16 protein-coding genes and 2 pseudogenes are annotated in these 20,498 nt (G+C 73.0%); 8 read left to right on the top strand and 10 right to left on the bottom strand.

All coding sequences use genetic code 11. The features are described 5' to 3' along the window. The first annotated feature begins 47 nt into the window (after positions 1–47). Entirely contained in the window at positions 48–491 is a 444-nt protein-coding gene (locus tag ABZU99_RS18025; RefSeq protein ID WP_356044787.1) for a hydrolase, read from the top strand. Here the strand turns inward: ABZU99_RS18025 and ABZU99_RS18020 are convergent. Both ABZU99_RS18020 and ABZU99_RS18015 read right to left on the bottom strand, forming a co-directional pair. Beyond that, a complete protein-coding gene (locus ABZU99_RS18020; RefSeq protein ID WP_355953126.1) occupies positions 466–837 on the bottom strand; it encodes a helix-turn-helix domain-containing protein in 372 nt (123 codons plus the stop codon). The two genes, ABZU99_RS18025 and ABZU99_RS18020, sit on opposite strands and share 26 nt — an antisense overlap. Next, complete coding sequence (locus tag ABZU99_RS18015) at positions 834–1,085, bottom strand: hypothetical protein (protein WP_355953124.1); 252 nt, start codon at positions 1,083–1,085, stop codon at positions 834–836. Before ABZU99_RS18015 ends, ABZU99_RS18020 begins: the two co-directional genes overlap by 4 nt. 233 nt (positions 1,086–1,318) lie before the next feature. Here ABZU99_RS18015 and ABZU99_RS18010 point away from each other — a divergent pair, with 233 nt between their 5' ends. Together ABZU99_RS18010 and ABZU99_RS18005 are read left to right on the top strand one after the other, a co-directional pair. Then, positions 1,319–2,023, top strand: coding sequence for a hypothetical protein (locus ABZU99_RS18010; RefSeq protein ID WP_355953122.1), 705 nt, complete (start codon positions 1,319–1,321; stop codon positions 2,021–2,023). 143 nt (positions 2,024–2,166) lie between these two features. Further along, on the top strand, positions 2,167–2,961 hold the full coding sequence (locus ABZU99_RS18005) for a hypothetical protein (RefSeq protein ID WP_356044791.1): 795 nt from the start codon (positions 2,167–2,169) through the stop codon (positions 2,959–2,961). Between the two features lie 93 nt (positions 2,962–3,054). Here ABZU99_RS18005 and ABZU99_RS18000 read toward each other — a convergent pair whose 3' ends face one another. Together ABZU99_RS18000 and ABZU99_RS17995 are read right to left on the bottom strand one after the other, a co-directional pair. Then, positions 3,055–4,791: an AMP-binding protein gene (locus ABZU99_RS18000; RefSeq protein ID WP_356044794.1), complete on the bottom strand. Its 1,737-nt coding sequence runs from the start codon at positions 4,789–4,791 to the stop codon at positions 3,055–3,057. 205 nt (positions 4,792–4,996) lie between these two features. Further along, positions 4,997–6,694 (bottom strand): AMP-binding protein, encoded by a 1,698-nt coding sequence (locus ABZU99_RS17995; protein WP_356044796.1) that lies wholly within the window; start codon positions 6,692–6,694, stop codon positions 4,997–4,999. A 109-nt stretch (positions 6,695–6,803) separates the two neighbouring features. Here ABZU99_RS17995 and ABZU99_RS17990 point away from each other — a divergent pair, with 109 nt between their 5' ends. The 4 genes from ABZU99_RS17990 to ABZU99_RS17975 all read left to right on the top strand — a co-directional run bounded on the left by ABZU99_RS17990 (position 6,804) and on the right by ABZU99_RS17975 (position 11,244). Next, a complete protein-coding gene (locus ABZU99_RS17990; RefSeq protein WP_356044798.1) occupies positions 6,804–7,658 on the top strand; it encodes a LuxR C-terminal-related transcriptional regulator in 855 nt (284 codons plus the stop codon). A gap of 1,051 nt (positions 7,659–8,709) precedes the next feature. Continuing rightward, on the top strand, positions 8,710–8,994 hold the full coding sequence (locus tag ABZU99_RS17985; protein WP_356044801.1) for a hypothetical protein: 285 nt from the start codon (positions 8,710–8,712) through the stop codon (positions 8,992–8,994). Positions 8,995–9,004: 10 nt separating this feature from the next. Then, the gene (locus ABZU99_RS17980) at positions 9,005–10,198 is read left to right on the top strand and encodes a magnesium and cobalt transport protein CorA (protein ID WP_356044804.1); all 1,194 of its coding nucleotides are present in this window, start codon (positions 9,005–9,007) and stop codon (positions 10,196–10,198) included. 155 nt (positions 10,199–10,353) lie between these two features. Continuing rightward, positions 10,354–11,244, top strand: a complete 891-nt coding sequence (locus tag ABZU99_RS17975; protein ID WP_355953107.1) for a phosphatidylinositol-specific phospholipase C — start codon at positions 10,354–10,356, stop codon at positions 11,242–11,244. A 31-nt stretch (positions 11,245–11,275) separates the two neighbouring features. On the opposite strand, the pseudogene ABZU99_RS17970 reads toward ABZU99_RS17975, so the two are convergent. From ABZU99_RS17970 to ABZU99_RS17945, 6 genes and pseudogenes are all read right to left on the bottom strand, one after another. Then, positions 11,276–11,944, bottom strand: a pseudogene (locus ABZU99_RS17970) (glycoside hydrolase family 6 protein); the annotation flags it as partial. Positions 11,945–12,379: 435 nt separating this feature from the next. Then, positions 12,380–12,721 (bottom strand): annotated as a pseudogene (locus ABZU99_RS17965) (glycoside hydrolase family 6 protein); the annotation flags it as partial. Positions 12,722–13,026: 305 nt separating this feature from the next. Next, positions 13,027–14,178: an XdhC/CoxI family protein gene (locus ABZU99_RS17960; protein WP_355953105.1), complete on the bottom strand. Its 1,152-nt coding sequence runs from the start codon at positions 14,176–14,178 to the stop codon at positions 13,027–13,029. A gap of 450 nt (positions 14,179–14,628) precedes the next feature. Continuing rightward, positions 14,629–17,010, bottom strand: coding sequence for a xanthine dehydrogenase subunit D (gene pucD / locus ABZU99_RS17955; protein WP_356044894.1), 2,382 nt, complete (start codon positions 17,008–17,010; stop codon positions 14,629–14,631). Positions 17,011–17,012: 2 nt separating this feature from the next. Next, positions 17,013–17,534: a (2Fe-2S)-binding protein gene (locus ABZU99_RS17950; protein ID WP_355953102.1), complete on the bottom strand. Its 522-nt coding sequence runs from the start codon at positions 17,532–17,534 to the stop codon at positions 17,013–17,015. Further along, positions 17,525–18,433 carry a xanthine dehydrogenase family protein subunit M gene (locus ABZU99_RS17945; RefSeq protein ID WP_356044809.1) on the bottom strand — a complete coding sequence of 303 codons (909 nt, stop codon included), beginning with the start codon at positions 18,431–18,433 and terminating at the stop codon, positions 17,525–17,527. The genes ABZU99_RS17950 and ABZU99_RS17945 overlap by 10 nt, the downstream gene beginning before the upstream one ends. A gap of 238 nt (positions 18,434–18,671) precedes the next feature. Between ABZU99_RS17945 and ABZU99_RS17940 the strand changes: the two genes are divergently transcribed. Further along, entirely contained in the window at positions 18,672–20,402 is a 1,731-nt protein-coding gene (locus ABZU99_RS17940; RefSeq protein WP_356044811.1) for a PucR family transcriptional regulator ligand-binding domain-containing protein, read from the top strand. The last annotated feature ends 96 nt before the right edge of the window (positions 20,403–20,498 follow it).

Raw genomic sequence — 20,498 nt, 5'->3', positions numbered from 1 at the left:
AGCACCGCGGGCCACCACCCGGCCGGACGCCCCGGCACGCTGTACCCATGAACGACCCGAGCCCGCTGCTCACCCGGCTGCCTGGCCACTTCTGGTCCGTCCCCTACGCCGGTGCCCGCTTCCCCGGCTCGGCCGCCGTGGCGCACCGCCCGGGCCTCGCCGAGGGCGCCAACTGCCAGCTGTTCGCCTACGCGGTGCTGCGCCACTTCGGGCTCGAGCCGCCCGCACTGCGGTCGAGCGAGCTGTGGGACGACCGGGAGTCCACGGCACGCGTCAGCGCAGCCCGCCCGCTGGATCTGCTGCTCTTCAACGCAGACGACGCCGCCTTCGGCGCCCATGTCGGCGTCTGGGCGGGTCCCGATCAGGTGCTCCACCTCTGCGCCGAGGTGGGGCGCCCGGCCGTGTGGCCCATGGCGGCCTTCGCGGACCGGCCGCGCTATCGGAGGCTGGTCGGCGTCAAGCGGGTCACTGCCCGCCCTTCTCGCGGTTGAGGTAGTTGTAGACGGTGAAGCGGCTGACGCCGAGCGCGCTCGCGACCGTTTCCACGCCGTGGCGTACCGAGAAGGCGCCGCGCTGCTCCAGCTTGCGGACGATCGACTGCTTGGTCTTGCGGTCGAGGTCCGGGAGCGGGGCGCCATGGCGGCGCTGGAGGTCGGCGAGGATGCGGTCGAGCGAGTCGGAGAGATGGGGCAGCCGCACGGCGACCAGCGCGCGGCCCTCCCAGGAGAGCACCACATCGTCGCCCTGGGCCCGGTCGGGGGCGATCAGCTCGCCGCCCATGGCGTCGACGAGCGGCTTGACCGCCTCGACGAAGGGGTGGTCCCCCGGACCGCTCACGCCTCGGCCTCCCCGATGACGTTGACCTGGAGCGAGACCCGGGTGGCGCCCGCCTCCAGGGAGGTGCGCAGCAGCTGGTCCACGGCGGCGAGCACCGCGTCCGCCCGGCCCTCGGCGGTGTTGCCGAAAGGGCCGACGTCAACGGAGTCCAGCGGGGCGGCCTGAACGGTCTCCCGGGCCACCACGGCGTGGCGCGGCACCTCGTCAAGGTCGAACGGCTCGGTGGTGAACTCAACCCTCAATCTCACGCCGCCAACCTACTGCCCCCGCGGGCGCCCCGGGCAGCCCCTCTCGGCGCCGCCCCACGGCACCGAACGCTGTTGGGTGCGAGCGTGAGCGGAGACCGGGTCGTCAGGCCCTAACACGCCGCCCCCACTACGGGGGACGGAACCTCCAAGTCTCTCCCCCCGGTGGCCCGTTTCGGGGAGCATGGGCGGATACCGCGTCCGTCTCACCCACAGACCCGTTTCGGAGCGCCCCGATGACAGACAGCGTGCCGGTGCGCTGCCCCGCGTGCCGTCGCGAGCAGTCGTTCACGCCGCCCACCTTCCCGTGCTCGTGCGGCGCGCCGCTCACCCTCCCCGTCCTGCGCGACGGCTCCCCCGAGGAACTCGAGCACCGCACCTGGCAGGAGCTCTGGGTGGCGGTGAACTGCCCGTCCTGCGGCCGCCAGGACCACTGGCCACAGCCGGAGTTCGGCTGTGGATGCGGCGCCGTGGTGCGCGTCCCCGTCGCGCCTGTACCGGGCCCCCCGGACCGTGATGCGGCGGCCACGGGCGGTGGTCCGGCCGTGCTGCGCCCCGCCTTCCGGCCGGTGACGATCCGCACTGCCCGGGACGCGGTCACCGCCGCCGCCCAGTATCTGAAGTGGCTCGGCTTCCGCAGCCTGCGGCAGCGGGAGGACCGGGCGGCGTCCGGGGTGGACCTCTACGGATCGGGTGTCGTCGCCCAGGTCGATCCGACCACCCGCCCCACCGGGCCGCGGGACATCGAATGCCTGTGGCTGAACGGGCTCCATGAATCGGCCATGAGCGTCTTCTTCTCGCTCGCGGGCTATGCCCGGGAGGCGCGGGCGCGCGCCGACGCGCTGCACATTCCGCTCTTCATCATGGACCTGACGGGCACACCGCAGCCGGTCAACGATCCGGCCGATGTGCTGATCCGGAGGGGGCCGCCGGACGGCTGACCCCGTCCGCCCCCGTCCATCGTCCCCATCACGGTCCGCACGGTCACTTGCGCTCATGACGCGCGACCGTTTCCGTTGAGTCACCACCCCCACCGTTCAGCGGCTCACCCGACCCATCCGCTCAACCGGCCGGAGGCCGAACGATGGCTGTTCCGTGGTACCTGAGGTTGTCGGCGCCGCTCCTCACCACCCTGCTCCTGGTCGCCGGCTGCGGCGGCAGCGACCCACTGCCGCCACGCACAGCCGAGACATCCGCGACCGGTGCGACGCCCCCGCCCGGCACGCCGACCGGCGCCCCGCCCGGCACCCCGTCCGGGGCCGGCGGCACCACCGGCGGAGGGGGCAGCGCCGGCGGAGGGGGCAGCGCCGGCGACAGCGTGGAAGGGGACATCGACGCGGCGGTGTCCGTGACCAACGCCTACTGGCAGACCCACTGGTCGGAGCTCTTCACCGGCACCTACAACCCGCCGCAGGTCCTGGGCGCGTACGACGGCGCCGCCGCCGGCGCCCCCACGTGCGGCGGCACGCCGATACCCAACGACAACGCGGTCTACTGCCCCGACGGCGACTTCGTGGCCTGGGACATGGACCTGATGAGATGGGGCCATCAGCGGGGCGACGCGTGGGTCTATCTGGTGATCGCCCATGAATGGGGCCACGCCGTCCAGAGCCGTCTGGACGCGGGCCTGGTCGACCTCGCCCGGGAGCTGCAGGCCGACTGCCTCGCCGGGGCGGTCCTCTTCGGCGCCGCGAAGGACAACACCCTCACCTTCGAGGACGGCGACACCAACGAACTGGCCGACGCCCTGACCGCCCTCGCCGATCAGACGCCCTGGACCAACACCTCCGACCACGGCGACGCGTCCCAGCGCGTCTCGTCCTTCAGCAAGGGAGCGCAGAGCGGAGTGAAGGGCTGCCTTCCGAACGCGGGGCAGTGAGGCGTGGCTCGGCCATCAGGCCGAGCCGCGGCGGTACACGGCCCCGCTCGGGTCGGGCTCACCCCGAAGGGGTCAGGGGGCGTCAGGGGCGCGTCAGCTCGGCGCCGTCTCGGGCTCGGGTTGCCGTTCGGCGGGCTCGGTTCGCCGTTCGGCGGTGGGGGGCGACTCCGGGAGGGGCGTCAGGTCGCGGGCGCCCGCCTCACGCAGCTCGACCTTCCGGACCTTGCCGCTGACCGTCATCGGGAAGGCGTCCATGACGCGCAGATAGCGGGGCACCTTGTAGTGGGCGAGGCGGCCGCGGCAGAAGCGGGCGAGCTCGTCGCGGGTGAGGGTCCTGGCGCCCTCGCGCAGGATGACGCAGGCCAGGATCTCCTCCCCGTACTTCTCGTCCGGTACGCCGACGACCTGCACATCCGCGACCTTGGGGTGGGTGTGCAGAAACTCCTCGATCTCCCGCGGATAGACGTTCTCGCCACCGCGGACGATCATGTCCTTGATCCGGCCGACGATCTTGACATAGCCGTCCTCGCCCATCACCGCGAGATCGCCGGTGTGCATCCAGCGCGCCGGGTCGATCGCCTCGGCCGTCCGCTCCGGCTCCTCCCAGTAGCCGAGCATCACCGAATAGCCGCGGGTGCACAGCTCGCCGCGGGTGCCGCGGGGGACGGTCACACCGGTGACCGGGTCCACGACCTTGATCTCGACATGGGGCATCACCCGGCCGACCGTGGCGGTCCGGCGGGTGAGATCGTCATCGCGCCGGGTCTGGGTGGAGACCGGTGAGGTCTCGGTCATGCCGTAGCAGATGGACACCTCGGCCATGTGCATCTCGGCGACCACCCGCCGCATCACCTCCACCGGGCAGGGCGAACCGGCCATGATCCCGGTGCGCAGGGAGGAGAGCTCGAAGGTCGCGAAGTCGGGCAGCGCCAGCTCCGCGATGAACATGGTCGGGACGCCGTAGAGCGAGGTGCAGCGCTCCCGTTCGACGGCGGCGAGGGTGGCGGCCGGATCGAAGGTGGGGGCGGGGATGACGATGCAGGCGCCGTGGGTGGTGGCGCCCAGGTTGCCCATCACCATGCCGAAGCAGTGGTAGAAGGGCACCGGGAGACAGACCCGGTCCCGCTCGGTGTAGCCGACCATCTCGCCCACGAAGAAGCCGTTGTTGAGGACGTTGTGGTGGGAGAGCGTGGCGCCCTTGGGGAAGCCCGTGGTCCCCGAGGTGTACTGGATATTGACCGGGTCGTCGCAGGAGAGCCGGGCCTCGCGCTCGGCCAGCCGCTCGGGTGCCACCTCGGCGCCCGCGCGCACCAGTCCGTCCCAGGTGCGGTCGCCGATGTAGATGACATCGCGCAGGGCGGGGCAGTCGGAGCGCACCTGCTCGACCATCCGGCGGTAGTCGCTGGTCTTGTGCTCGATGGAGGAGACCAGGACGGAGATGCCGGCCTGCCGCAGCACATACCGCAGCTCATGTACGCGGTAGGCGGGGTTGATATTGACCATGATGGCGCCGATGCGGGCGGTCGCGTACTGCATCAGCACCCATTCGGGGCAGTTGACGGCCCAGATGCCGACCCGGTCGCCCTTGCCGACCCCCTTGGCCAGCAACCCGAGCGCGACCTCATCGACCGAACGGCCGAATTGGGTGTACGTCCAGCGGCGGCCTGAGGCGATGTCGACCAGCGCCTCGCGCTCGCCGAACCGCTCGACCACACGGGCCAGATTGGCGCCGATGGTGTCACCGAGCAGCGGCACATCACTGGCTCCGCTGGCGTAGGAAGGGACCGTTGGGGCCGCGGGGGCCGGTGGGTCGGACGGCAGGTCGGTCATGGCGTCTCCTGGTGATCACATGCGGAGTGAGAGTCGGTCATGAGGGTCGTGCGGTCATGAGGCCATACGGCTCATGGGGGCCATACGGCTCATGCGTTCCACGCGGTTCCTACGTCTCAAGCGGCTCTTGCACTTCATGCGCCCAATGCGCGTCATGTGCCCCCCTGCGGTATGCGGTTCACGGGATCACGGGCTCGGAGGCTCATCAGCTCTCCTCATGAAACTCGACACCGTCGCCGCGCGCGGTGCGTTCCCGAAGTTCGATCCGGCGGATCTTGCCGGAGACGGTCTTGGGCAGCTCCGCGAACTCCAGACGGCGGAGCCGCTTGTAGGGAGCCAGCACCGCACGTGAGTGGGCGAAGATCGCCTTCGCCGTGTCGGGGCCGGGCTCCCACCCCTCCGCCAGCACGATGTACGCCTTCGGCACGGACAGCCGCAGCGGGTCGGGCGCCGGGACGACGGCGGCCTCGGCGACGGCCTCGTGCTCCAGCAGGGCGCTCTCCAGCTCGAAGGGCGAGACCTTGTAATCGGAGCTCTTGAAGACGTCGTCACTGCGGCCGATGTACGTGATGTAGCCGTCGGCGTCGCGCGAACCGATGTCGCCGGTGCGGTAGTAGCCGTCGGCGGTGACCTCGGCGGTGCGCTCCTCGTCGCCCTCGTAGCCGGTCATCAGGCCGACGGGGCGGCCATCGGGGCCCGTCAGATCGAGGCAGATCTCGCCCTCCTCGCCGGGCCGGCCGGTGACCGGATCGAGCAGGGCGACCCTGAACCCGGGGGTCGGCCGGCCCATCGAACCGGTCTTGAGCGGCTGACCGGGGGTGTTGGCCACCTGGACGGCGGTCTCGGTCTGGCCGAAACCGTCCCGGATGGTCACGCCCCAGGCGCGCCGCACATGCTCGATGACCTCGGGGTTGAGCGGCTCGCCCGCGGCGACCGCCTCGCGGGGCGGGGTACGCAACTGGGTGAGATCGGCCTGGATCAGCATGCGCCACACGGTGGGCGGGGCGCAGAAGGTGGTGATCCCGCAGCGGTCCATCTCGGCCATCAGCCGGGCGGGGTCGAAGCGCGTGTAGTTGTGGACGAAGACGGTCGCCTCGGCGTTCCAGGGGGCGAAGAGGTTGGACCAGGCGTGCTTGGCCCAGCCGGGCGAGGAGATATTGAGATGCACATCGCCCGGTTTCAGCCCGACCCAGTACATCGTCGCCAGGTGGCCGATGGGGTACGAGATATGGGTGTGCCCGACCAGCTTGGGGCGGGCCGTCGTACCGGAGGTGAAGTACAGCATCAGGGGGTCGTCGGCGAGGGTGGGCCCATCGGCGACGAAGGGCTCGTCGCCCTCGGTGCCGCCCGGCGTGACCTCGGCCGTACGGGCGTCCTCGTAGGCCAGCCAGCCGGCCGGTGCGCCGCCGACGGCGATCCGCGTGTACGCTCCCGCCACCTCGGCGAACTTCCCGGTGTCCGCGGCCCGCGCGATCACATGCTTCGCCTTGCCGCGGTCGATGCGATCCGCGAGGTCGAGCGGGCCGAGCAGAGGGGTCGCGGGGATGACGACGGCACGCAGCTTCATCGCCGCCAGCGCCGTCTCCCACAGCTCGGTCTGGTTGCCCAGCATGACCACGATGCGATCCCCTGCCCGCACGCCCTGGGCGCGCAGCCAGTGGGCGGCCCGGTCGGAGCGGCGGCGCATCTCGTCGAAGCTCACTCGAATCTCGGTGCCGTCTTCCTCGACGATGTGCAGCGCGGTACGGTCCCCGCTCCTGCCGGCGATCGGGTCGAACCAGTCCAGGGCCCAGTTGAAGTGGGTGGGGCGTGGCCAGCGGAAACCCTCGTACGCCGCGGTGTAGTCGTCCCGGTGGCCGAGAAGGAAGTCGCGTGCCACGCGGAAATCGTGAGACGGACTCATTGCTGTCACTTGTCCTCCTGATTGCCGTACCGCTCGCTAGCATCGTGCGACGGGTGATCTGAGTCTCACCACCCCCGGACGGGGGTGGTGGCATTTCCGGGAGGTGACCGTGGTGGGAACGGACCGGGCCGTCGACGTACGGACCACGCTGCAGCGGATGCGCCGGCGCGGCGGACTGCCCGTCGCATTCGGCGGGCTATGTACCGGTTCGCGACAGTTCCGTATCTCCGAATTCGCCGGGACCACCACCAACTCCCTGCACGGCCTCGCCATCACGCCCGGCAATGGGCTGGGCGGCAAGGTGCTCACCATGTCCCGCCCCATCTCCGTGGCGGACTACCCCACCTCGCGGGCGATCAGCCATGAGTACGACGCGGCGGTGAGCGCCGAAGGACTGCGCTCGATGCTGGCCGTGCCGGTCGTCGTACGGGGTCGGGTGCGCGGCGTGCTGTACGGCGCGCTCCGGCAGCCGCTGCTGCTCGGCGACCGTGCCCTGAGCGCGGCGGTGGAGGCGGTGCGCGAACTGGAGCAGTCGCTGGCGGTGCAGGAGGAGGCACAGCGGCTGATGGCCGCGACACAGCAGCCGCCGCCTTCCGCCGCGCAGGCCGACCCGGCGGCCTGGGAGGAGGTACGCGAGGCCCATGGCGACCTCCGCGCGCTCGCCCACCGGGTCGCGGACCCGCAGCTACGAGCGGAGATCCTCACCGCCTGCGGCCGCCTGGCCCGGGCCTCATCGGGCACCGGCCGCGAGCCGTCCGCCCGGCAGGTGGTGGAGCTGTCACCGCGCGAGGTCGACGTCCTGGCCTGCGTGGCCTCGGGCGCCACGAACTCGGCGGCGGCGGACCGGCTGGGGCTGCGGCCGGAGACCGTGAAGAGCTATCTGCGCTCCTGCATGCGCAAGTTGGGGGCGCATACCCGCCTGCACGCGGTGGTGGAGGCCCGCCGGGCGGGGCTGCTGCCGTAGGCGGCGCCCCGCCCGGCGGGGCCCCGGGCGGACCCGGAGGCGCCGCCCCGCATGACGCCCCGGGCCCGAGCCCGGGGCACCGCGGGACGCCCCGGGCCCGGGACACCGCGCCCGCCCTCGTACGGGCCGCCACAGGGTGCCGCGCGTTACGGCGGTACGGACCCCGACACGCAGGGCCCCGCGCGCCAGAAACCGGGCCGCGCGGAGGCCGCGCCGGACCAGGACGCAAGGGGCCCGTTCACCCTCGACCCCCGGCGCTCGGAGTGCCGCAGGCCGGGGCACGGGGCGGACCCCCGAAGCGCCGCCCCGCATGACGCCCCGAGCCCGGGGCACCGCGGGACGCCCCGGGCCCGGGACACCGCGCCCGCGTTCGTACAGGCCGCCACGGGACGCCGCGCGTTACGGCGGCGCGGACCCCGACACGCACAGCCCCGCGCGCCAGAAACCGGCCCGCGCGCAGGCCGCGCCGCTCCACGACGCAAGGGGCCCGTCACCCCCGACCCCCGGCGCTCGGAGTGCCGCAGGCCGGGGTACGGGGCGGACCCGGAGGCGCCGCCCCGCATGACGCCCCGGGCCCGGGGCACCGCACCCGCGCCCGCCCTCGTACGGCGCGCCACGGGGTGCCGCGCGGTACAGCGGCACGGACCCCGACACGCACGGCCCCGCGCCCCGGCCCGTTACGGCAGCACGGACCCCGACACGCAAGGCCCCGCGCCCCGGCGCGCTACGGCGGCGCGGACCCCGACACGCAAGGCCCCGCGCCCCGGCGCGCTACGGCGGCGCGGACCCCGACACGCAAGGCCCCGCGCCGCGGGAACCGGGCCGCTCCACGCCGTGGCGGGCCCGGTCGCCGTCGTGCCGTCCCGCTACCACGACCATCGCAGCGGCCATCCGGGGCGTCGTGGTGTTGGCCGACTGGACGCATCCGGGGCCCGCCGGGGCCCCGAGCCGTCACGTGGTCATTTGCGGGGATATCCTGCATTGAGGCCAGTGCTCAGCACCCGCTGCGCCCACCGCGCCCGCGACAAGGAGGTGAGGTCCGCGATGAACAGTGAACCTCCCAGTCGCATGCCGCGAGGCGCCACCCCGGCCCGAGGAGTCCGAGTCTGAGCGCGGCGCTCAGCGCGAGGCCCAGCCCGGCCCCGGCCCCGCTCAGCGCGAGGCCCAGCTCGGCCCCGGCCCCGCTCAGCGCGAGGACCGGCTCGGCCCCGGCCCCGCTCAGCGCGAGGCCCAGCTCGGCCCCGGCCCCGCTCAGCGCGAGGCCCAGCTCGGCCCCGGCCCGGTGGCGGCTTTGTGGTGTGCCCCGATGCCCCGCCCCAGCGTCCGCGACCCGTAAAGGACCCCTCATGCCCGAGCGCCGCTCCCGCACCCCGCGCCCCACCAAGCGGTACCCCTGGCTGCGCGCCGCCGGGGCGGGCCGGGCCAATTCCACGCCGCGGCCCTCCCCCGCGCCCCCGGGGCCGCAGCGCGGCGAGTCCGGGCCCGATGCCTCCGCCGACTCCGCCACCGCGGCCGAGGAGCGCAGCGTGGTGGACGCGGCGGTGTACCGCGACGGCCGCAGAGTCGGCACGCCCGACACCCTCGCCGCGACGTACCGGCGGCTGCGGGAGGAGACCGGCGCCATGGCGTGGATCGGGCTCTACCGGCCGAGCGAGGCGGAGCTGCTTTCGCTCGCCGAGGAGTTCGATCTGCACAAGCTGGCCATCGAGGACGCGCTGGAGGCCCATCAGCGGCCCAAGCTGGAGCGTTACGGCGAGACGCTGTTCGTGGTGTTGCGCGCCGCCCGTTATCTCGACGCGCCCGAGGAGGTCGACTTCGGCGAGATGCATGTCTTCGTGGGCCCCGACTTCGTCATCACCGTCCGGCATGGTGCCGCCCCGGATCTGTCGGCGGTGCGCGGCCGGATGGAGTCGACGCCCGAGCTGCTGGCGCTGGGCCCCGAGGCCGTGCTGTACGCGATCCTGGACGCGGTGGTGGACGGCTATGCCCCTGTGGTCGCCGGGGTGCAGAACGACATCGACGAGATCGAGACCGAGGTCTTCCGCGGCGACCCCGAGGTGTCGCGCCGCATCTATGAACTCTCCCGGGAGATGGTCGAGTTCCAGCGGGCGACCCGGCCGCTCGTCGGAATGCTGCACGGCCTGATGGCGGGCTTCGACAAGTACGGCACCGACGAGGAGCTGCAGCGCTATCTGCGCGATGTCGCCGACCACGTCACCCACACCAGCGAGCGCGTGGACGGCTTCCGCTCGGCCCTCACCGACATTCTCGCGGTGAACGCCACCCTGGTGACCCAGCAGCAGAACGCGGAGATGAGGGCGCTGGCGGAGGCCGGGTTCGAGCAGAACGAAGAGGTCAAGAAGATCTCCGCCTGGGCGGCGATCCTCTTCGCCCCGACCCTCGTCGGCACCATCTACGGCATGAACTTCACCCATATGCCGGAGCTGGACTGGGTGTTGGGCTATCCCTTCGCGATTCTGCTGATGGCGGTGGTGTGCGTAAGCCTCTACCTCGTCTTCAAGCGCCGCGGCTGGCTCTGACAAGCCCCTTCCGCCTGCCTGAGAAGACCGACCGCTGACGATTCCGTCAGCGGTCGGATTCTGCCCCTCGCCACACAACTCACCACTCTGCGCCGCCTGTTGTGGTTCGATGCCCTGCGGCACGGTACGAACAGGCGAGCGACAGGAGTATGCGTATGGACCGGCGAGGGTTTCTCAGGGGCGCGGCCGCCCTCTCCACCGCGGGGCTGATCTCCGCCGCGGGCGGTGCGGCCACGGCCATCGCCGCGCCGCCCCGGACGCTGGGCGTCCAGGACTGGCTGTCCGCCATCGCCGACGCCACGCCGGTCCAGCGGCTGACGCTGCCGGGGACCCATGACTCGGGCGCGCGCCACGGCGGTCCGTGGACGGAGTGTCAGAACACCACCGTGGCCGACCAGCTGAACAGCGGCATCCGGTTCCTGGACATCCGCTGCCGTGCCTTCGACAACGCCTTCCCCATCCATCACGGCCCGTTCTACCAGCATCTGAACTTCGACGATGTGCTGAGCGCCTGCCGGTCGTTCCTCTCCGCGCATCCGTCGGAGACGGTGCTGATGCGGGTCAAGCAGGAGTACTCGGAGGAGAGCGCCGCCGAGTTCCGCCGGATCTTCGACACCTACCTCGACGGCAAGGGCTGGCGCTCGCTTTTCCGCCTCGACTCCACCCTGCCCACCCTGGGCCAGGCCCGCGGCAGGGTCGTGCTGCTCGCCGACTCCGACAACATGCCGGGAGTGCGGTACGCCGACGGGCAGCTCTTCGACATCCAGGACGACTACATGGCGGAGCCGTTCGCCAAGTACCCCAAGATCGAGGCCCAGTTCCGCAAGGCGGCGGCCCAGCCCGGCAAGCTCTTCATGAACTACGTCAGCACCGCCGCCCTCCTCCCGCCCCGCTCCAACGCGGACCGTCTCAACCCCCGGGTCAAGTCCTTCCTGGAGGGCTCCGAGGCCCAGGGCTGGACGGGGCTCGGCATCGTCCCGATGGACTTCCCGAACGCCACATCCGGCCTGGTCGACGCCCTGATCCGGCACAACCCGACGGCCTGACGAGGAGCGGGGAGGGAGAGGGGACGGAGGGTCAGCGGCGGACCCTGACCGTCGGGTGTGCGTAGCGTACGAGCTCCAGGGCCTGTTCCGGGAACCACCGCCCCGCGTCGGGGCTCACCGTTCCCCGCGCCGGATCCTGGGGCCCGTCCGTGCCGCGCAGACACCGTCCGTCCGATTCCCCGGGGTTCTTCACCCACAGCGCGGCGTCCTGCAGCGGATCGCCCGTACGGGTGGTGGGCCGGGCGCCCAGGCCGCGGCCGGGCGGGTTGCACCACGACTGGGGGTCCAGGTGCTCACCGTGCCGCGGCGTCCACGGGCCGCGGCCGTTGCGGCTGGTGTCGGTGACGAAGTGCTTCATACGGGAGGGATCTGCCGGTGCGTGGGCGCGCAGCCAGGCGCGGGCGTGCCGCCGCGACCAGGTCTGCTCGGCGCAGTCCTCGGGGTCCCCGCCGTCGTCCACGTAGGCGAGGCAGGCGGAGATGAGGTGCCCGTACCAGGCGTTGGCCTCGTCCGTCTGGTAGTGGGAGACGTTGAGGGCGAAGCCGGTGGCCTCGTCGATTCCGGCCTGGACGAGGCGGGGCACGATGCTGCTGACGGCGTGCCAGCCGGCATGGCCCGCGTCCAGGTAGACCATGGTGTTGCCGAGCGCGGAGAGGACGTCGACGGCGTAGTTGATCGCGTCGTAGCGGGCATTGGTCTGCGCATCGTCCTCGGCGGTGGAGTCGCCGGGCTCCTCGATGCCTCCGGCGGCGGACTGGTCCTCGAGCGGGGGAATCGCGGGGTCGGGGTCGGGGCTGGGCAAGCGGATCGGGGTCGGGTCGGCCGCGGGGGCCTGGGGCTCGGCGGCTTGGGCCGCGGGAGTCAAGGAGGGCGGGGACTGGGGGGTGGGAGCTTGAGCCGTGGGGGCGGTCTGCGCCGAAGCCGACGGGCCGTTCGGGTCGGGCAGCGGGGGCAGCTCGGTGAGGGTGGGCTCGGGCGTGGGGGCGTCCGCGGCGGTGCCATCGGTTCCGGCGGGCGCCATGGTCTGCTGTGCACCCTCCGCGGGGGCGGCCGCATCGGCCACGGCACCGCCGGGCCCCGCGTCCGACTGCGCATCCGTGCCGCCCTGCTCCTCGGCGGCGTCCGTGTTCTCCTCCGCCAGGCAGTCGGACGGCAGCAGCGCCAGCGAGTCGGGTTCGAGGATGATGAGCGCTTCACGGTCGCCGATGCCCTGGGCGACGGCGTCGATCCACGCCTGGTACTCGGCGATGCTCTGGGCTCCGCCGCTGGAGTAGCTGCCGCAGTCACGGCCGGGGACGTCATAGAGGGCGAGGACCGGCAGCGTCCCCTGCCAGTGGGCGCGGCGGGCGGTCGTGCGGACCCTCCGCTCGACCTGCTTGGGGCTCTCGTCCCCGTACCAGACCGCCTGCGGCGTGCGCACCATGGAAAGGAGCCCGGCGGAGTCGCGGTAGGCGCCCCGCCAGGCGAGCCGGGTCACCTGGCGGTAGGAGTCCCGTTCGGACGGCGGCACATAGAGGCGGGCCCCGCGCAAGGGCTCGGCGCCGCCCTTGTCCGCGGCCGCGTTCACGGCTGGGGTCAACAGCAGAGGCAGGGCGGTCACGGCCAGAACGGCCAGCGGCACGATGAAGGTTTTCCGTCTCTTTCGCACAGGCGTACTCCAGGGGGCGGCGGTCCACAGTCGGTTTTCTGACTGTCACTCAGAAACCGGCCCCCGGCAACGCACCTTCCGCCGGGTGGCGGACCGGACTTCCCTCCCAGGAGTGGCGTTAGATCAGATGATCGTCAAGCGACGGACCCGATCCGGCCCGCGGGCGCCTGGACGTCGTGGTGGATCGGGGTGCGCGCCCCCGTCAGCGGCGTCCCGCTGCCGCCCCGCCGACTTGCGACGATCTCGCTCGCGATGGACAGCGCCGTCTCCTCCGGGGTGCGGGCGCCGAGGTCGAGACCGATCGGCGAGCGCAGCCGCGCCAGCGCCGGCTCGCCCACGCCGACATCGCGCAGCCGCCGCAGCCGGTCCAGATGGGTACGGCGCGAGCCCATCGCCCCGACGTACGCGACGGGCAACCGCAGCGCCCGTTCCAGCAGCGGGATGTCGAACTTCGGGTCGTGAGTGAGCACGCACAGCACCGTCCGGGCGTCCACCGCGATCGTGTCGAGATAGCGGTGCGGCCAGTCGACGACCACCTCGTCGGCGTCGGGGAAACGGCGTGCGGTCGCGAAGACCGGGCGGGCGTCGCAGACCGTCACGTGGTAATTGAGGAACTTCCCGATCCGCACCAGCGCGCTCGCGAAGTCGATCGCCCCGAAGACGATCATGCGCGGCGCCGGCACGCTGGACTCCACCAGCAACGTCACCGCCTGCCCGCACCGGCTCCCCTCGGCCCCGACGACGACGGTCCCGGTGTGCCCCGCGTCCAGCAGCGCCCGGGTCTCCCCCGCCGCCGTACCGTCCAGCGCGGGGTGGCCGCCGAGGGAGCCGTCGTACGTTCCGTCCGGACGGACCAGGAGAGCGCGGCCCAGCAGGCCGCGCGGGCCGTCCACGACGCGCACCAGCGCCGTCGTCCGGCCGGCGGCGGCGGCGGACAGCGCGGCGGCGAGGACAGGGCGCAGCGGACGGTCGGCGGCCGGGACCGGCGTGACCAGGACATCGATGATCCCGCCGCAGGTCAGGCCCACCGCGAAGGCGTCCTCGTCGGAGTAGCCGAAGGTCTCGCGCTGCGTCTCGCCGGTCCGCAGCGCGTCCTGGCACAGCTCGTACACCGCGCCCTCGACACAGCCGCCGGACACGCTGCCGACCGCCGTCCCGTCGGCGTCGACCGCGAGGGCCGCGCCCGCCTGGCGGGGCGCGCTGCCGCCCACGGACACCACCGAGGCGACGGCGAAGTCACGCCCCTCCTCGCACCAGCGGTGCAGCTCGGCAGCGATGTCCAGCATGATGATCAGCTCCTTGTGCCACCGCCGGTTGCCTGTCTCTGGGAACGCTCCGGGCTCCCGAAATCTGCCCCGCCCCGCGACTGGCCGCCGCCTCCCGAAACCGAGCCCCAGCCGGGGGACCTCCCCGGGCTCCCCCGCCGCAGGCACCTCCCCCGGGCTCCCCCGCCGCAGGCACCTCCCCCGGCACCCGAGAGCCGGGTGCCCCCACCAGACCGTCCCCACGCGCCTCCCAGGGCGGGGCCCAGGACACGCGCCTCCCAGGGCGGGGCCCAGAGGGCCCAAGGGGCGGATCCCCAGCAAGGGGGTAGGGGCCTCCCCGCCGCAGGCGCCTCCCCGGGCAGCCGAGAGCCGGGCCCGCCCCACCGGGTCGCCGCCGCCGGGGCGAAGCCCGGCCGGGGTCGAGAGGGCGGAGCCCCGCCGGGCCAGGGGCGGAGCCCCGGGGCCGGATCGTCACATGCCCGTCAGATGCTCGGGACGGACCGGGACCCGTTTCAGGGGGAGGCCCGTCGCCGCGCGGATGGCGGCGACCACGGCCGGGGTCGAGGACAGCGTGGGCGCCTCACCGACCCCGCGCAGCCCGTACGGCGCGTTGTCGTCGGCCAGTTCCAGCACGTCCACGGGCATTGTCGGGGTGTCCAGGATGGTGGGGATCAGATAGTCCGTGAAGGACGGGTTGCGGACCCGCGCCCCGTCCGCCGAGACGACGATCTCCTCCATCACCGCGAGCCCCAGCCCCTGCGTGGAACCGCCCTGGATCTGGCCCACCACCGACAGCGGATTGAGCGCCTTGCCGACGTCCTGGGCCGCCGCCAGCTCCACCACCTTGACCAGCCCCAGTTCCGTGTCGACCTCCACGACCGCGCGATGGGCGCAGAAGGAGTACTGGACATGGCCGAAGCCCTGCCCGGTGCGCAGATCGAACGGCTCGGTCGGGCGGTGCCGGAACTCCCTCTCGATGTCGATCGCCTCATCGCCGACGATCTCGGCGAGGTCGCCGATCACCTCGCCGTCGGCGGTGACCACCTTGCCGCCGTCCAGCAGGAGTTCGCCGGTCGCCCACGCGGGGTGGTGGGCGCCGAAGCGCTCCCGGCCGCGCCGCAGCACCTCCTCCCGTACGGCCTCGCAGGTGTGCTTGATCGCGCCGCCGGTCATGTACGTCTGGCGGGAGGCGGAAGTGGAGCCCGCCGAGCCGACCTGGGTGTCGGCGGGATGGATGGTGACCTGGCTGACGCCGAGCTCGGTACGGGCGATCTGGGCGTGGACGGTGACGCCGCCCTGGCCGACCTCGGCCATCGCGGTGTGCACCAGGGCGGCCGGCTCGCCGTTGATGACGTCGAGCCGGACGCGGGCCGTGGAGTAGTCGTCGAAGCCCTCGGAGAAGCCGACGTTCTTGATGCCGACCGCGTAGCCGATGCCGCGCACCACGCCCTCGCCGTGGGTGGTGTTGGACAGCCCGCCCGGCAGGGCACGTACGTCCGGCGAGCCGAGCGCCTCCCAGTTCCGCTCCGGCGGCATCGGCAGCGCCTTGACGCGGCGCAGCAGCTCGGCGACGGGGGCCGGGGAGTCGACGACCTGTCCCGTGGGCATGGTCGCGCCCTGCGCCATGGCGTTGCGCTGCCGGAACTCGACCGGGTCCAGGCCGAGTTCCGCTGCCACCGCGTCCATCTGCGCCTCGTACGCGAAGCACGCCTGGACCGCGCCGAAGCCGCGCATCGCGCCGCAGGGCGGGTTGTTGGAGTAGAGGGCGATGGCCTCGACGTCGACGTTCTCGACGACGTAGGGGCCGATGGCCAGGGAGGCGGCGTTGCCGACCACGGCCGGCGAGGAGGAGGCGTACGCACCGCCGTCCAGGACGATGCGGCACTGGACGTAGAGCAACTGTCCGTCGCGCGTGGCGCCGTGTTCATAGGTGAGCTTGGCGGGGTGCCGGTGGACATGGCCGAAGAACGACTCGTACCGGTTGTAGACGATCTTGACTGGCTTGCCGGTGCGCAGCGCCAGCAGACAGGCGTGCGCCTGCATGGACAGGTCCTCGCGCGCGCCGAACGCCCCGCCCACCCCCGACAGCGTCAACCGCACCTTGTCGGGCGGCAGCCCCAGCACCGGGGCGAGTTGATCGCGGTCGACGTGCAGCCACTGGGTGGCGATGTAGAGGTCGAGGCCACCGTCCTCGGTGGGCACCGCGAGCCCAGACTCGGGGCCGAGGAACGCCTGGTCCTGCATGCCGACCTCGTAGTCCCGGCGGACGACCACATCGGCGCGGGCCCTGGCGGCGGCGACATCGCCGCGCTTGACGGGCTGGCGGTGCACGATGTTGGGGTGCGGGACATGGGCGGCGTGGCGGTCGTCCCGGCCGGGGTGGAGCAGCGGCGCGTCCGGCGCGGTGGCCGTGGCCTCGTCGGTGACCAGCGGCAGCTCCGCGTACTCGACCTTGATCTTGGCGGCGGCGCGGCGGGCGGTCTCGGGGTGGTCGGCGGCGACGATCGCGACCGCCTCGCCGTGGTAGCGGACCCGGTCCCCGGCGAGCACGGGCTGGTCGCGGATCTCCAGGCCGTAGTGGGTCGCGGCCGGCAGATCGTCGTGGGTCATCACGGCGTACACCCCCGGCAGGGCAACGGCCTCGGCGATGTCGATGGACCTGATCTCGGCGTGCGCGTACGGGCTGCGGAGGGTGCAGCCCCACAGCATGTCCTCGTGCCACAGATCGGACGAGTACGCGAACTCGCCGGTCACCTTGAGCGTTCCGTCGGGGCGCGGCGTGGACTCGCCGATGGTGCCCTTGGTGGCGCTGCTGGACTGGGTGATCGTGGCGGGGGTGCGGCCGGCTGCCATGGTCACACCGCCTCCCCGGTGGTGCGGGCGGCCGCGAGCCGGACCGCGTCGAGGATCTTCTCGTAGCCGGTGCAGCGGCAGAGGTTGCCCGACAGTGCCTCGCGGATGTCGGCGTCGGAGGGGTCGGGGTCGCGCTCCAGCAGCTCATCGGCGGCGATGAGCAGCCCGGGGGTGCAGAAGCCGCACTGGACGGCGCCGGCGTCGATGAACGCCTGCTGGACGGGGGCGAGCGGGACGCCCCCGGTCTCCGTACCCGGGCGGCCCGCCGCGCGCTGCTCGGCGAAGTCCGCGAGCCCCTCGACGGTGACCACCTCGCGGCCCTCGGCCTGCCCCGCCGCCACCAGGCACGCGCACACCGGCACCCCGTCGAGCCGGACCGTGCACGACCCGCATTCGCCCTGTTCACAGGCGTTCTTCGAGCCCGGCAGCCCCAGCCGCTCACGCAGCACATAAAGCAGGGACTCGCCCTCCCAGACGTCGTCGGCCTGCCGCGGCCGGCCGTTGACCGTGAAGTTCACGCGCACTGTGCGGTCCTCTCGTTTCCCTCGGGTCCCTCGCGTCCCTCGCGGTACGCCTCCCAGGTCCAGCCGAGCGTCCGGCGGGCCATCACCGTCACCGCGTGGCGGCGGTACGCCGCGCTGCCGCGCACGTCGTCGATCGGATCGCAGGCGCCCGCGCACAGCTCGGCGAACCGCCGGCCCACGGACGGGGTGATGCGCTCGCCGCTCTCCCAGAAGCCGCCCTCCGCGAGCGCGGCGGTCAAAAACTCCTCGGCCTCGCGGGCCCGTACGGGCGTGGGCGCGGCCGAGCCGATGCCGGTGCGCACCGTGCGGGTCCGTGGATGGAGCGCCACGGCGAACGCGCACACCGCGATGACCATGGCGTTGCGGGTGCCGACCTTGGAGAACTGCTGCGGTCCGTCGGCCCTCTCGATGTGGACGGCCCTGATCAGCTCGTCGGGCTCCAGGGCGTTGCGCTTGACCCCCGTGAAGAACTCCTCGGCCGGGATGAGCCGGGTCCCGCGCACCGACGCCACCTCGACCTCGGCCCCGGCCGCCAGCAGCGCGGGGTGGGCGTCCCCCGCGGGCGAGGCGGCGCCGAGGTTGCCGCCCACGGTGCCGCGGTTGCGGATCTGCGGCGAGCCCACCGTGTGCGCGGCGAGCGCCAGCCCCGGCAGCTCGGCGCGCAACTCCTCGATGATCCGGGTGTACGGGACCCCCGCCCCCAGCCGGACCGTACGCTCCCCCACCTCCCACTCGGCCAGCTCGCCGACGCGGTTCAGATCCAGCAGGTACTCGGGCCGCCGATGGTCAAAGTTGATCTCGACCATCACATCGGTGCCGCCCGCGATGGGCACGGCGGTGGGGTGCTCGGCCTTGGCGGCGAGCGCATCCTCCCAGCCGGCGGGGCGCAGGAAGTCCATGGCTCTCTCTTCTCGAGTCGCGAGTCGGCGGGCGCGGTCCCCCAGGAACTGTGCACACGGCTTCCCGCCAGTAGACCAAGGTGTGGGCCACCCGGTGCAGTCACCGAAGCCATGAAGCAGTTGGCTGGCCAGCGGGCCGGTCTTGTAGATTCGAACGAACGACGAGACCCCAAAACCTCGCGCCCTTCCAGGACACCACAGACCACCGGCAACACAGAGAAGATCGGCTGGCATCACCATGCGGCTGCGCGCACTGTTGGACACCGACGCCCTGGGCCTGCGCCTGCTCAGCGGCGGGGACGAGCTGGACCGCACCGTGCGCGGCGTGATGACCACCGATCTGCGTGACCCCAGCCGCTATCTGTCGGGCGGTGAGCTCGTGCTGACGGGGCTCGCCTGGCGGCGTGAGCCGGAGGACTCCGAACGGTTCGTACGGATCCTCACGGCCGCCGGGGTGGCCGGGCTCGCGGCGGGCGAGGCGGAGCTCGGTGCCGTCCCCGAGGATCTGGTGCTGGCCTGCGGGCGGCACCGGCTGCCGCTGTTCTCCGTTGTCGAGGACGTCTCGTTCGCGTCGATCACCGAGCATGTGGTGCGCCAGGTCTCCGGGGAGCGGGCCGGCGATCTGGCGGCCGTGGTGGAGCGGCACCGGCGGCTGATGACCTCGGGGCCCGCGGGCGGCGGCCCGGAGGTGGTGCTGGATCTGCTCGGCTCTGACCTCGACCTGCCCGCCTGGGTGCTCTCCCCCACCGGCCGCAGGATCGCGGGCCCGACCGCCGAGGGGCCGGCCACGCAGCTGCCGCCCGCGGTCCGCGCGCAGCTCGCGGGCGAGCATCTGGCGGCGCGGCGCACCGGGCGCCGGGGCCCGCTCCGGCTCACCGCCGCGAACGGCGTGCCGTACTCCGTCTTCCCCATCCCCAGCGACGACTCCGCCGACGTACGCGAGACCGTGCTCTCCGACTGGCTGCTGGTCGTCGGGGCGGAAGCCGCCGACTGGCCGGAGGAACGGCTGGATCTGCTGCACGGCGTCACCCAGCTGATCGCGGTCGAGCGCGACCGGCGCGACGCGGCCCGCACCGTGCGGCGGCGGCTGGCCCAGGAGGTGCTGGAGCTGGTCCAGACGGGGGCGCCGCCCGCCGAGATCGCGGCCCGGCTGCGGGTGGCGGCCCCGGTGCTGCTGCCCGGGCTGGGCGCCGCGCCGCACTGGCAGGTGGTGGTGGCGCGCGTGGAGTGGGAGAACGGCGATGCTCAGGGTGGCGGTGCTCCCGGCGCCGGCATCCCCGGCGGCCCGGTCGCCCAGGCGCTGCTGGAGGAGGTCCTGGTCGACCCGGGGGCGTCCGGGCCCGAGCCCTCGGACCGGATCGCCGTCGCGCACACCGGCGAGGAGGCCGTTGCGCTCGTGCCGCTCCCGGCGCTCTCCGACGCCCCCGCGGGGGGCTCCCCCGACAGCGCGCCCGCCCATGACGAGGGGCTGCACGCGGACACGCTGCTCGCCGCCGTCCGCGAACCGCTCTCCCGCGGTCTGGAGGGCGACGGCCGGCTGACCCTCGGCGTCAGCGCCGCCGTGCACTCCGCCGACGGGCTGCGCGGCGCCCTGGAGGAGGCCCGGCACGCCCGCCGTGTCGCCGCCGCGCGGCCCGGCCTGGTCTGCGCGGCCGGCCACCAGGAGCTGGCCTCGCACGTCCTGCTGCTCCCCTTCGTCCCGGACGACGTACGGCGCGCCTTCACCGCCCGGCTGCTCGACCCGCTGCGCGCGTACGACCGCCGTCATCGCGCCGAACTGATCCCGACCCTGGAGGCATTCCTGGAGTGCGACGGCTCCTGGACGCGGTGTGCGGCGCGACTGCATCTGCACGTCAACACGTTGCGCTACCGGGTGGGCCGGATCGAGCAGCTGACCGGGCGTGAACTGTCCCGGCTGGAGGACAAGCTGGACTTCTTCCTCGCGCTGCGGATGAACCCGCAGAGCTGACGGGAGCCGACGCGGGAGCCGCCGGACGGGCCGACGCGGGATCCGACGCAGGAGCCGACGAGCGGGCCGACGCAGGATCCGACGCAGGAGCCGACG

Origin of the sequence: Streptomyces sp. NPDC005266, from assembly GCF_040607655.1 — a bacterium.
In the GTDB taxonomy this organism is placed as follows: Bacteria; Actinomycetota; Actinomycetes; order Streptomycetales; family Streptomycetaceae; genus Streptomyces.
Note: the sequence above shows the minus strand (reverse complement) of the source record. Positions and strands in the feature narration are given on the sequence as shown.